Below are 12,129 nucleotides of genomic sequence, written 5' to 3'. Positions count from 1 at the left end.
CCATATGGTGACGGCCATGCCGGATGACTGCAAGATCAAAGCGGCGCTTGGTCAGCTATTTTTCCAGCTCATCGCGGCGCGATGCGGCGGGGTCATTTGCAGCGCTTCGATTGCGAAATCGAACCAAGGTAGAACCCGAGGTAATCCCCCGTACTTCGCAGGTCAACGCGTCGCCGTTCTTGAGGTACAGTGTCATATCCCAAGGGGTTCCGGTGCCGCGTTCAGAGATGCATTTCGCAATTTCCGGCCAAAGGGCGCTGGGCTGGCAAAGCCGGGACCACAGATCAATGCAATCGCCAATCGTGGTTTCGACAAAGCCGGTACCAGGGTCGTGGCCCCACAAATCCCGATAGGCCAGATTGCAACAGGTCAATGCGCCGCTGGCCGAAAACACAACCAAGCCATCCTCGACCACATCAATCAGGGATTGTCCCAGCTCAAGCTCGCTCCGAAAACTGCGGGTCAAGGATACTTCGGCGCTGATATCTTCAAACAGGAAAGCGGTGGCGCCGTCCGGGTGCGGCCTTCCTTCCACGCTAAAGGTGCGCCCGTCTTCGAGGTTCCAGGTTTCCTCATAGGAGGTGTCGGACGCAGCCGCGATCAAATCAGTGATGGCCTGCCGCCAGGAGGCATAATTCTTGGGTTCCGGCATTATGCGGTCTTCGCGCAACTGGTCAAAAAAGGACAATATCTGCGGGCGGCTGCTGAGAAATTTTGGCGTCAGATGTGTCAGATCCACGAGTGCCGGATTGAACAGAACCAACTGTCCGCGCCGATCAAATATGGCCAAACCCACCGACAAATGCGCAAAGGTCTTGGCGAGGCTCTGGACAAAGTCGCGCTGGGCTTGTTCGGCCTCAACCAATGCGTTGATGCAGTTGGCGTGGCACACAGTGATGCTGCCCATCTGGATGGATGTCACCTCGTACCAATCGGGCAAATCAAGAGGATCAAGGCGCAGGGTCACACGGCGCGGTCCATCGCCGGACGTGATCGGAAAAAGCGGTGTTTCAGGATCGGCATCTGGCCCCCGTGCAAGCTCATGCAGAACGGTGTAGGCGGGGTTTGACCAACAGACCGCACCCTCAGCGTTCAGATGCCAAACCGGGTTGATCATTGTATCGCTGCTAAGCCGAAGCGCGTTCATCTCCTGCGCGATGGCAGGTGTGATCGGGGTGGTGGTGGACGGCTCTTCAACGGGGGTCAGCGTGACCCAACACAGGGCGTCACGCCAACGCAGTTCAATGTTATGCGGCGGCGCTGCCTGCCCTTGGGGCTGCAACACAACGCTGCCTTGCGGGCCTGAGCCGGGCACCGGGGGAAAATCAGGAAATGTCGGGATCAATGTGTCGCGGATATCCTGCCATGCGTGCAGACCCGGCTCGACTGCGAAATGCCGCAGGGCGCTGTCGGTGCCATGTTGCAGGACGCCATCGGTGAACAGCAGCGCCATCGGTTCAATCGGTGTGGTGGCGGTGACATGGGACCGGGACAGATAACTTTGCGCCAAGCCAGCCGCCACAATGGCCGTCAGGACAATGACAACAATCTCAAAGAGTTCCAGAAACAAGCCACACCTCCGCAGAGATTAACAAAGCATGGAAAGTGGGTTGAAATAGTTAACAAACCATTAATGGCTCTGGGTGCGCCTTAATTTATGAAGTGATTAGAGGGTTTTGCCCCAATGGCTGCTCATGATCGCGGGTGTTGAGGGTCCGGCGCGGCCATGTCACCTCGACCACGGCGCCAGTGCGATCCCCCGCTTTGCGGTCGTCACTGCCATTCGCAAACCGCAGCGTCGCACCTGACCGCTCCAGCAAGGTTTTTGCGATGAAAAGGCCCAGCCCCATGCCTTCGTATTCCGGTCTTGCGGATTTGTTCTTTTCGGGTGAACGGCGGCGCATGAACGGATCGCCAATCCGGCCCAGAAGATACGGTGGAAAGCCCGGACCGTCGTCGATAATGCGCACGGTGACGGTTTCTTCGGTCCAATCGGCGCTGACCCACACCCGTTCGCTTGCGAAATCAACGGCGTTTTGCACAAGATTGCGCAGCCCGTGTACAATCTCGGGTTTGCGCAGGATCAAGGGCTGGCTTTTGCGCTGGGCGGCAGTGAAGGCCTGATCTATCAACACCTCCTTGCCCCGGTTCATATGCGGCTCTGCCGCCTCCAGAACCACCGTCTCAAGTGGCGCTTTGTGCAGGTGCAAATCATCTTTTCCCGCACTTCCCATATCGCGCAGAATGTCGCGGCATCTGTCTGCCTGATCGCGGATCAGGGCTGCGTCATCGGCAAGGTCAGGATGGTCAGCCAGGTCATTCATCAATTCGACACTGGTGAGTTTGATCGTCGCAAGCGGTGTGCCAAGCTCATGCGCGGCGGCGGCGATGACGCCGCCCAGATCGGTCAGCTTTTGTTCCCGTGCCAAGGCCATTTGCGTGGCCGAAAGGGCATCCCCCATCGAGTGAACCTCGGTCGTGACGCGCCGCGAATAGGCGCTGGTAAACACAATGGCGATGATCAAGGCGGTCCATTGACCAAAAATGAACAGGCCCGGAAGGCGCAGGATATCTCCACTTTGGCTGGTGAGCGGAAGGTGAAAGACCGCCAGCCCAGTGACCAGAATAATGGCTGTGGAACACAGCACCACGGTGGATCGCAGGCTAAGCGCGGTGGCCGAAATGGTCACTGGCCCCAAAACCAAAAGAGAGAAAGGATTGTTCAAACCGCCGGTCAGGAACAGCAAGAATCCCAATTGCAACAGATCGAACATGACCATCAACAGGTTTTCGCGTTCGGACAGGCGCTTGTTTTCCGGAAACACCAGCGTCGCGACCAGATTCCCGATTACCGATGCGCCGATGGCAAGGTAGCAGAACCCCAGTTCCAGTTGCAGCCCATAAACCAGCTGGGCCACGGTGATGGCGATCAATTGGCCAGTGATCGCAACCCAGCGCAGCAGGATCATTGTGCGCAGACGGATCCAGTTGGCCCGCGTGCGCGCGGTGAGGGGTCTGATATTCGCCTGCGTCATCTGCGCACCTTATGTTTATTGGCCGTTACATCGCCGAAAATGTAGCGTAGGTCTGCCGCCGAGTCCGATCAAGACCACCGTTGGTAGGAGAGAATTATGAACCGCACGATCGCTATTTCAGCCGCCGCAGCCGCCGCCGCGCTTTTGCTGGGCACCTATTTTATTACTTCGGGAACCAAGAGCGACGATAAATTTGCCCAATGCCGGTCTGCTGCAGTCGCCGGAGAGTTGGGCGGCCCGTTCGAGTTGGTCAACGCCCAAGGTCAGACAGTCACCGACAAAGACGTGATTACAGAGCCAACATTGATCTATTTCGGGTATACCTACTGCCCCGATGTTTGCCCGCTTGATGTGGACCGCAATGCCAGCGCCATCGAGATCCTTGAAGAGCGCGGAACGATGGTGACACCGGTTTTCATCTCCATTGACCCTGCCCGCGACACACCTGAGGTGGTTGGTGAATTTGCCGAAGTCATGCATCCGCGTATGATCGGGCTCACTGGCTCTGCCGAGCAGGTCAAAGTGGCCAGCATGGCCTATCGCACCTACTACAAGGCGCATGAGGCAGTGGATGACGAATATTTGGTGGACCACTCGACCTTTAGTTATCTGGTGATGCCTGAAGAAGGGTTTGTCGAGTATTTCCGCCGCGAAACCACGCCCGAACAGATGGCAGACCAGATTGGGTGTTTTGTCGATCAACTCTGAGCGTTTGACGCGGCTTAGCGTCGCGCCATATGGTTAATGGTAGACGGAAATTTCCAGATGAGGCTGTGACCTGATGCAAGACACCCCAAATATCGGCGCGGACAAGTCACTATTGCTTGTGGATGATGATGAGCCGTTTCTGCGCCGATTGGCCAAGGCAATGGAAAAACGCGGCTTTGAAGTTGAGACCGCGGACAGTGTTGCCGCCGGCAAGGCCATCGCAACTGCGCGTCCGCCAGCCTATGCGGTGATTGATCTGCGGCTCGAAGATGGCAATGGCCTCGACGTGGTGGAGGTGCTGCGCGAACGCCGTGAAGATTGCCGGGTGGTTGTGCTGACGGGGTACGGTGCGATCGCCACGGCTGTTGCCGCGGTCAAGATCGGCGCGACGGATTATCTGTCCAAACCTGCGGACGCCAATGACATCACCAATGCGCTTTTGGTGCCTGAAGGGGACATGCCGCCGCCGCCCGACAACCCGATGAGCGCGGACCGCGTGCGTTGGGAACATATTCAGCGCGTGTACGAGCTGTGTGATCGCAATGTGTCCGAAACAGCGCGGCGGCTGAACATGCACCGCCGCACACTTCAGCGGATTTTGGCAAAGCGTTCACCGAGATAGGGTTTGACGGTCAAAGATTGTACCGCTTGCTGATGCGGTCAACATACATGCCGTTGCCCAGCAATACATTGGGGTGGCGTGCATAGTCTTCGAAACCGCGGCTTTGGTAATATGCAAGACCGCCGCTGTTGTCGGCACGGATGGTTGCATTGATCCATTCATAATTCAGCGCAACAGCCGCTTTGCGGGTCGCTTCAAACAGTTTTGACCCGATGCCAAGCCCGGTTTGCCCGACCTGAACGAAGGTCGCGATGTCGCAGGCCGCTGCGGGCAGTTTCGCCTTGGGTTCAATCGACTGAAAACCAAGTAACGCGCCCTTGGGGTCTTCTGCCACATGCCAAACGGATTGATCGGGGGCTTGGGCAAACCAGCCAAGCAAAGTGTCGCGCGTCACTTCGTTGGTAAAGGCCGTGGTGCCCCCCTCGCGGATGATCTCGTTCAGCAAACCCGCCATTGGACGTGCGTCCAGCCGCCCCGCAACACGCACATTTATCAAGTCGTCTCTCCCAACAACTGTGCATGGCGTGCGGTAAATTCTGTACGTACTTCAAGGGGGGGTCTCAGGATGATCCGCAGATCCGCGATCAGCGCCGCGTCGGGACGCCCGAAAAACTTGCTGGCCTCAGCTTCGGAAAAGCCCGCTATCTGGGTTGCTTCCATCCAGGCACTGATTTTATCGGCGCGTTTGATTTGTTTTTTGGCGCTGGCCGGAATCGCAGCAGGCAAGCCAAACCGCAGATGAATTGCCGCCGTCAATCGGTCATCCAATGCGCCGTAGCCGGGCCCAACCGCTGCCTTAACCGGAGAAATCATATCGCCGATCACATATTCCGGCGCATCATGCAAAAGCGCGGCAAGCCGCCATTTGGCTGGCGCCTTGGGGTTGATCCGGCCAAAGATCGTTTCGACCAAAAGCGAATGTTCCGCGACGGAGTAGGCATAATCGCCCATGGTCTGACCGTTCCAGCGGGCCACAAAGGCCAGCCCATGCGCAATGTCTTCAATCTCGATATCCACCGGGGTCGGGTCCAGCAGATCAAGCCTGCGACCGGACAGCATCCGCTGCCATGCACGGGGTTGTTGCGCCATGAACCGGGCCTCATCTCATCTGCAATTGGAACCATTTGTTGGCTTCATCTGTTAATTCCACGAAGGAGAGAGCCATGAAACCCGTTTTTTCGATATCCGCTGTTTTGATTGCAATTGGACTGTCCGCCCCCGCCGCGGCGGCCGATACCGTCTGCATGCCATCGGGAGAGATGAAAGCCTCTCTGATCGATTGGTACGGCGAAAGACCTGTCTCAGAACCAAGCGAAAACCGGGAGCAATTGTGGGTTTCCGAGCAAACCGGCACATGGACGTTGATTAAAGCGCTGGCGGACGGGAATGCCTGCGTTCTGGCCCAGGGCGAAGATTGGATGGCCGGCGCAAATCAGGATGAACTGATTGCTGCGCTTGACTAAGCCCCGCTGCCGCCCATTTGAAACGAACAATCATTGAGACCGCTGCCTAAAAATGATAGGCGGCGGTCAAATTTGTTATGAGGTGCCACATGGCCGAAGATTATATCGTCAAAGACATCACCCTTGCCGCCTATGGGCGTAAGGAACTGGATATCGCAGAAACCGAAATGCCCGGCCTGATGGCGCTGCGCGATGAATACGGGGAAAGCAAACCTCTGAAGGGGTCGCGCATCGTTGGATCGTTGCACATGACCATCCAGACCGCTGTTTTGATTGAAACGCTGGTGGCACTGGGCGCCGATGTGCGCTGGGCCTCCTGCAACATCTTCTCCACGCAGGACCATGCCGCGGCTGCCATTGCTGAATCCGGCGTGCCAGTTTTTGCGATCAAGGGTCAAACCCTTGTAGAGCATTGGGATTATCTGGACCGTTCCTTCATGTTCCCCGATGGACCGAACCTGATTTTGGATGATGGCGGCGATGCGACATTGTACATCTTGTTGGGGGCACGTGTGGAGAATGGCGAAGACGATCTGATCGCCATCCCGAAATCCGAAGAAGAAGAAGCGATCTTTGCCCAGATCAAGAAACGCATGGCGGCCAGCCCCGGTTGGTTCACCAAAATGCGTGATCAGATTGTTGGCGTGTCCGAAGAAACCACAACCGGTGTTCACCGCCTGTATGAACTGGTCCGCGACGGGCAATTGCCCTTCCCGGCGATCAACGTGAACGATTCTGTCACCAAGTCGAAGTTCGACAACAAATATGGCTGTAAGGAATCTCTGGTCGACGGTATCCGCCGCGCCACTGACACGATGATGGCGGGCAAAGTCGCAGTCGTTATGGGGTATGGCGACGTTGGCAAAGGCTCGGCCGCCTCGCTGCGCGGCGCAGGCGCCCGCGTCAAAGTCACCGAAGTTGATCCGATCTGTGCGCTGCAAGCGGCAATGGACGGCTTTGAAGTTGTCCTGCTCGAAGATGTCGTCGGTTCGGCAGATATCTTCATCACCACCACCGGCAACAAAGACGTGATCCGCATCGAGCACATGCGCGAAATGAAGGACATGGCGATTGTCGGCAACATTGGCCACTTCGACAACGAAATTCAGGTTGCCGCACTGAAGAACCACAAATGGACCAACATCAAGGAACAGGTGGACATGATCGAGATGCCAAACGGCAACCGGCTGATCCTTCTGTCCGAAGGGCGTTTGCTGAACCTTGGCAACGCCACGGGCCACCCGTCCTTTGTCATGTCTGCCTCTTTTACCAATCAGGTCTTGGCGCAGATTGAGCTGTGGACCAAGGGCGACAACTACAAGAACGACGTTTACATCCTGCCCAAGCATCTGGACGAAAAGGTCGCACGCCTTCATCTGGACCGGATCGGCGTGAAGCTGAGCAAGCTGGACCCGGAGCAAGCTGCCTACATCGGCGTCAGCCCGGATGGCCCGTTCAAGCCAGAGCACTACCGCTACTGATCAAACGCAACAGAATGTGACAAAGGCCGGGGTCGACAATTGCCCCGGCCTTTCTATGTCTGATGGGTGATTGTAATTTGGGGTTAAGCCTGTGCGGTTTGTGTCAGCAGTGTTTTCGATCTGCATTCTGCTTTCTGCGCTGGCCTTGTTCTTGATCGCCCATCCACAATCACCGCTTCCGCCACAATGGAACCCCCTCAAACCGCTATCTGTGACCGACCCCATCACGCCCATGACGTCTTGGAAGCTGAGGCAGGCTCTATCCGCTGACAGCCTCTGCCGCGCGGCGCTGGGCACCGGTGCCGCGTTTCAGGATCTCCCTGATTTTGAACAGAGTGCACAGTGCCACATCAAACCGCAGGTGCGCCTGACCTCTGTGGGTGACGCCAGGATGCGCCCTCTCAACACCCGCTGCCAAACAGCTCTGCGTTTGGCGATGTGGCATCAGCATTCCATCACGCCAAAGGCACAGGACATTCTGAACCAGCCTGTGCGCGAGATCCTTCATCTATCAAGCTACAACTGCCGTGAAATCCGCACGGCCAGCGGCCCAACCGGGCGGATGAGCACCCATGCAACGGCTGACGCGGTGGACATTCGGGGCTTTGTCATGGCGGAGGGTCAAAGGATCCTGTTGCAGGATCATTGGCAGGACGGTGGTGAACGGGGCGGATTTCTGCGGGCGGCGCGGGATGGCGCATGCGATTGGTTTCGCCTGACGCTTGGCCCGGATTACAACGCCCTGCATTCAGATCACTTCCATTTGCAGCACACCGGTTGGGGCCTTTGCCGATAAAGACGAGGGCGATCAGCCGTGAAGCAAGGGTGCATATGCGACGACAACGCCAGAAATTTCCCCTTTGTCGGTTTGGGATTACGGATTAGTCTCTGCCCGAGATCAGGCATTCTGATCAGTCAATTCAATTTAAGGTGGGAGAATTCTGTATGGGCAAGCGTGACGAATGGATCGCAAAATATGCGGACGATCTGAAGAACAAATGTGGCATGACGCCAGACATGGACCTGTTGACCAAGGTGACAATCGGTTGCGGTCCGTCGATCTATAACGCGGATGCACAAACCGTTGCGGCCAGTCAGGAAAGTGAGCTGGAGTTGGTCAAAAACAACTTTCTCATCAAAAAACTGGGCATGTCCGACAGCCCTGAATTGATGGCGGGTATCAACAAGGCGATCGAAACATATGGCAAATCCGAGCGGAACAAATACCGCGCCGTGATCTATTACATGCTGACCAAGCATTTTGGCAAAGAGGCCGTTTACGGCTAAGCTCGTCCCGATCTATCATTCTGACGCCCGCTTTTGGTTAAGCGGGCGTTCTTTTTTCGATCTGTGTTTGAAACATCATTTTCTTGGCCCGACGCCGCGCAAATGCTATGAAACTCAAAGGCCAGTAAGGCCAGAACAGATTTCGATACGTGTGCGGGGTTATGGGAGCGCACGGGGTGAGAAGGGTTCTGGCATCTGTGCCGGAACCCTTTTTCCGTTTCAGAACAGCATCAGCACCAGACCAATGACCGCGCAGCCGAACGTGGCATAGCCGCTGTCGATCAAGGTCAGGCGAAACGGGCGGCCGGCATAGCCATTGTTGATCATGATCCATGGGCTGATGAAAAACAGGCCGATGCCCAGGCCGGACAGCAACCCCTTGCCCATTGTGTCAATTCCCGAGAGGGAAAACGTATGTCGCATCATCCCCGCCACAAGGATCATGGCGATCCCGGCAAGGATAAAGGGCGTCTTGGAGTATCCTTCAGGCTTGCCATCCGCACCAAGCTTGAGACCCACGGCATCCATCCAGGGCTTTGAAAGCACGCTGTACCAGACCGCCCCAAAGGCAAACCCCGCTGCCGCGGCAATAATCACTGCTAGAAAATCCATTTCGTCCCTCCAGTTTTAGGCATTCTACGCAGCCAAGGCGGAAAATTGCCAGATAATTGGAGAAGTCTGCGATGTCGGAGGGTGGCCTGTATTTGCTCTGACCATTGTCCCCGGTAATCACAGACCAATGGTCAGGGAGATTGAAATGACCGAAAGGGCGCTGCCATGTTTTCTATAGTTCAAGGCTCGGTTTTCCCCAAATCACAGATCACCTGCCATTCTTTTTCGGTCACGGGCTGCACAGACAAGCGGGAATTTTTGACCAACACCATCTCTGCAAGTCGCGGATCCGTTTTGATTTGATCCAACGTCACAGGCACCTCAAAGGCGCGGATGGCCTTGATATCCACGCATTCCCAACGGTCATCGTCGGTCGTGCTGTCGGGGTGGGATTCGGCGCAAACCTCGACGATCCCGACCACTGATTTTTCCTTCATCGAATGATAAAAGAACCCCCGGTCGCCGAGTTTCATTTCGCGCATGAAGTTGCGGGCCTGATAGTTGCGCACGCCATCCCATTCTTCGCCCGCCGCGCCCTTGGCCACCTGATCATCCCAGCCCCAAGTGTTGGGTTCCGATTTGAAAAGCCAATACGCCATCAGCCGATCACCCTGTTCCAATGGGTCAGGGTCACGGACTGGAACAAACCGGCCTTGGCATATGGGTCATTCTCTGCCCAGCTTTGGGCGGCCGCCAAATCTGGCACATCCAGAATGATCAAAGATCCGATCATCCCACCATCTGCATCCAAAAGCGGACCGGCCTGCGCAACCAGATCAGTTGATTTGAGGTAATCCAAATGCGCTGGCCGGTTTTCCTTGCGGATCTCCAGGGCGCCAGGTTTGTCATGGGCCATCAGGGCAACAAGCATATCATTCTTCCTTTAGTGGTCGGGCCAAAAGTGATTTCATCGCATCCGGTACATCTTGCCTGCCATCCAGCACGGCTGCAACGGCGGCGGTGATTGGCATCTCCAGATCGGCGGACAGGCTCAATTCATTAACAGCGCGGGCCGTTGCGGCGCCTTCAACTGTGGTTGTGGGGTCAAAAGTTTCACCGCATCCCAACGCAAGTCCAAGCCGGTAATTTCGCGATTGATCAGAGGTACAGGTCAGAGTCAGATCACCAAATCCGGACAAGCCGGACAGCGTGCTTGGTTTGGCGTTCAAATGACGGGCAAGCCGCTGCATTTCCGCATAGCCGCGGGTCATCAAAGCGGCGCGCGCACTTTCACCCAATCCCGCACCCATCGCGGCCCCGCAGGCAATCGCGATGACGTTCTTCAAAGCCCCACCCAGCTCCGCTCCAATGGTGTCATTGGTGCGGTAAAGGCGTATATTTGCCGTTGTTAGGGTCTGTTGCAGATATTTGCCCGCTTTGTCATCGGCGCAAGCAAGGGTGAGTGCGGTCGGCAGGCCACGTGCGATATCGGCGGCAAAGCTAGGGCCAGTCAGGATGGCCGCAATTGCATCTGGCACCTCCTGACGGATCACAGAAACCGGCCCGATACCCGTGGTCAGTTCAATACCTTTGCAGCAAGCCACCAGGTGTTTTCCTGACAGAATATTGGCGTTCGCCGACAGGATTTGGCGCAGTTTTTGCATCGGAACAGCCAGCAGAATGATGTCTGCGCGCTCGATGTCATTCAAGTTATCAGTGAGTGTCAGGTTCTCGGGGAAAGGACAGCCCGGCAATCGTGCCGTGTTTTCGCGCCGTGCCGTCATATCACGCAGATCTCTTGCCCAAAGGGTGACTGGGCCTGATCCAGCCAGCGATATTGCCAAAGCTGTGCCAAAAGCTCCGGCACCTAGGACCGCAATGCTCATGCTTTAGCTCCCTTCTTTCCCGATCCAAGCATGGACGGGGCGGTTTGGTCCAACGGCCAGCGGGGCCGTGCAGAGAGGGTCAGATCATCCGCGGGCCGCTGCTGTGCCTGTTCGGCAGCGGCATAGGCGATCATCGCGGCATTGTCGGTGCAAAGGGCAAGCGGCGGCGCAATAAAGTTGGCCTTGTATTGATCTGAAACAGTCTCTAACGCCTCGCGTATGGCGGAATTTGACGCAACGCCGCCGGCGACACATAGGCTGCGATCAACACCGTCTGGATAGTGATCAAAGGCACGGCGCGTCTTTTCTGCGAGTACATCCACAACAGCAGCCTGAAATCCGGCAGCGAGGTCAGATTGATCCTGTTTGGTCAAACCGCCTTGCGCGGACACCAATGCATCCCTTTGCCGCAACACAGCGGTTTTGAGCCCGGAAAACGACATATCGCTGCCCGGACGATCAAGAAGGGGGCGGGGAAAGGCAAAACGCTTTGGATCACCGGCCATTGCCGCCTGTTCGATGGACGGTCCGCCGGGTTGGGGCAGGGCGATCAAACGCGCAACCTTGTCAAAAGCTTCCCCCGGCGCATCGTCGATTGTACCGCCAATACGTTTGTAGCTGTCAGGGCCAGAAACCATCAAGAACTGGCAATGGCCCCCCGAAACCAAAAGCATCAGGTAGGGGTAAGGCACATTGTCCGTCATCCGCGGAGTCAACGCATGGCCGGCGAGGTGATTCACACCATAAAGCGGCTTGCCCGTCGCTGCGGACAATCCCTTGGCGCACATAACGCCAGAAACAACCCCGCCAATCAGCCCCGGACCAGAGGTCACCCCAATGGCATCAATGTCGGATAGGTCCAACTTTGCTTTTATTAGAGCCTGTTCAACACAAAAATCCAGCTTTTCCGCATGGGCGCGGGCCGCGATCTCTGGTACCACGCCGCCAAAGGCCGCATGCAGTTCCGTTTGTCCGGCCACGACCGATGACAGAACTTCTGCACCCTTGTCGCTGACACGCACCAATGCCGCTGCGGTGTCATCGCAGCTGCTTTCAATGCCGAGAATGGTCATGGTCTTTGTCATGGCGCTATCC

Annotated in this window: 15 protein-coding genes; 6 read left to right on the top strand and 9 right to left on the bottom strand. The window is 56.5% G+C overall.

From position 1 onward, the window contains the following. Positions 1 to 55: 55 nt before the first annotated feature. Both K3754_RS00370 and regB read right to left on the bottom strand, forming a co-directional pair. Positions 56 to 1,570, bottom strand: coding sequence for a PAS-domain containing protein (locus K3754_RS00370; RefSeq protein ID WP_259939821.1), 1,515 nt, complete (start codon positions 1,568 to 1,570; stop codon positions 56 to 58). 85 nt (positions 1,571 to 1,655) lie between these two features. After that, positions 1,656 to 3,035, bottom strand: coding sequence for a sensor histidine kinase RegB (gene regB / locus K3754_RS00365; protein ID WP_259939820.1), 1,380 nt, complete (start codon positions 3,033 to 3,035; stop codon positions 1,656 to 1,658). A gap of 96 nt (positions 3,036 to 3,131) precedes the next feature. Between regB and K3754_RS00360 the strand changes: the two genes are divergently transcribed. Further along, positions 3,132 to 3,743 (top strand): SCO family protein, encoded by a 612-nt coding sequence (locus K3754_RS00360; RefSeq protein ID WP_259939813.1) that lies wholly within the window; start codon positions 3,132 to 3,134, stop codon positions 3,741 to 3,743. 73 nt (positions 3,744 to 3,816) lie between these two features. Continuing rightward, complete coding sequence (locus K3754_RS00355; protein ID WP_025047458.1) at positions 3,817 to 4,365, top strand: ActR/PrrA/RegA family redox response regulator transcription factor; 549 nt, start codon at positions 3,817 to 3,819, stop codon at positions 4,363 to 4,365. A gap of 10 nt (positions 4,366 to 4,375) precedes the next feature. On the opposite strand, the gene K3754_RS00350 is transcribed toward K3754_RS00355, so the two are convergent. Continuing rightward, a complete protein-coding gene (locus K3754_RS00350; protein WP_259939808.1) occupies positions 4,376 to 4,861 on the bottom strand; it encodes a GNAT family N-acetyltransferase in 486 nt (161 codons plus the stop codon). Continuing rightward, positions 4,858 to 5,454, bottom strand: a complete 597-nt coding sequence (locus K3754_RS00345) for an HD family hydrolase (protein WP_259939806.1) — start codon at positions 5,452 to 5,454, stop codon at positions 4,858 to 4,860. Before K3754_RS00345 ends, K3754_RS00350 begins: the two co-directional genes overlap by 4 nt. 74 nt (positions 5,455 to 5,528) lie before the next feature. Between K3754_RS00345 and K3754_RS00340 the strand changes: the two genes are divergently transcribed. The 4 genes from K3754_RS00340 (at position 5,529) to K3754_RS00325 (ending at position 8,596) form a co-directional block, all read left to right on the top strand. Further along, positions 5,529 to 5,828, top strand: a complete 300-nt coding sequence (locus K3754_RS00340; protein WP_259939804.1) for an S-adenosyl-L-homocysteine hydrolase — start codon at positions 5,529 to 5,531, stop codon at positions 5,826 to 5,828. An 89-nt stretch (positions 5,829 to 5,917) separates the two neighbouring features. Then, positions 5,918 to 7,309: an adenosylhomocysteinase gene (ahcY, locus tag K3754_RS00335; RefSeq protein ID WP_259939802.1), complete on the top strand. Its 1,392-nt coding sequence runs from the start codon at positions 5,918 to 5,920 to the stop codon at positions 7,307 to 7,309. 211 nt (positions 7,310 to 7,520) lie between these two features. Then, positions 7,521 to 8,105, top strand: a complete 585-nt coding sequence (locus tag K3754_RS00330; protein WP_259939799.1) for an extensin family protein — start codon at positions 7,521 to 7,523, stop codon at positions 8,103 to 8,105. Positions 8,106 to 8,254: 149 nt separating this feature from the next. Next, positions 8,255 to 8,596: a DUF2853 family protein gene (locus tag K3754_RS00325; protein ID WP_203209564.1), complete on the top strand. Its 342-nt coding sequence runs from the start codon at positions 8,255 to 8,257 to the stop codon at positions 8,594 to 8,596. Between the two features lie 219 nt (positions 8,597 to 8,815). Here K3754_RS00325 and K3754_RS00320 read toward each other — a convergent pair whose 3' ends face one another. The 5 genes from K3754_RS00320 to tsaD all read right to left on the bottom strand — a co-directional run bounded on the left by K3754_RS00320 (position 8,816) and on the right by tsaD (position 12,119). After that, positions 8,816 to 9,208 carry a DUF1761 domain-containing protein gene (locus K3754_RS00320; protein WP_259939795.1) on the bottom strand — a complete coding sequence of 131 codons (393 nt, stop codon included), beginning with the start codon at positions 9,206 to 9,208 and terminating at the stop codon, positions 8,816 to 8,818. A 179-nt stretch (positions 9,209 to 9,387) separates the two neighbouring features. Beyond that, positions 9,388 to 9,807 carry an EVE domain-containing protein gene (locus K3754_RS00315; protein ID WP_203209566.1) on the bottom strand — a complete coding sequence of 140 codons (420 nt, stop codon included), beginning with the start codon at positions 9,805 to 9,807 and terminating at the stop codon, positions 9,388 to 9,390. Continuing rightward, entirely contained in the window at positions 9,807 to 10,079 is a 273-nt protein-coding gene (locus K3754_RS00310) for a YciI family protein (RefSeq protein WP_203209567.1), read from the bottom strand. Before K3754_RS00310 ends, K3754_RS00315 begins: the two co-directional genes overlap by 1 nt. A 1-nt stretch (position 10,080) precedes the next feature. Further along, complete coding sequence (locus K3754_RS00305; protein ID WP_259939792.1) at positions 10,081 to 11,034, bottom strand: NAD(P)H-dependent glycerol-3-phosphate dehydrogenase; 954 nt, start codon at positions 11,032 to 11,034, stop codon at positions 10,081 to 10,083. Next, positions 11,031 to 12,119 (bottom strand): tRNA (adenosine(37)-N6)-threonylcarbamoyltransferase complex transferase subunit TsaD, encoded by a 1,089-nt coding sequence (tsaD, locus tag K3754_RS00300; protein ID WP_259939790.1) that lies wholly within the window; start codon positions 12,117 to 12,119, stop codon positions 11,031 to 11,033. The genes K3754_RS00305 and tsaD overlap by 4 nt, the downstream gene beginning before the upstream one ends. Positions 12,120 to 12,129: the final 10 nt, after the last annotated feature.

It is taken from the genome of Sulfitobacter sp. M368, from assembly GCF_025141875.1.
In the GTDB taxonomy this organism is placed as follows: Bacteria; Pseudomonadota; Alphaproteobacteria; order Rhodobacterales; family Rhodobacteraceae; genus Sulfitobacter; species Sulfitobacter mediterraneus_A.
Note: the sequence above shows the minus strand (reverse complement) of the source record. Positions and strands in the feature narration are given on the sequence as shown.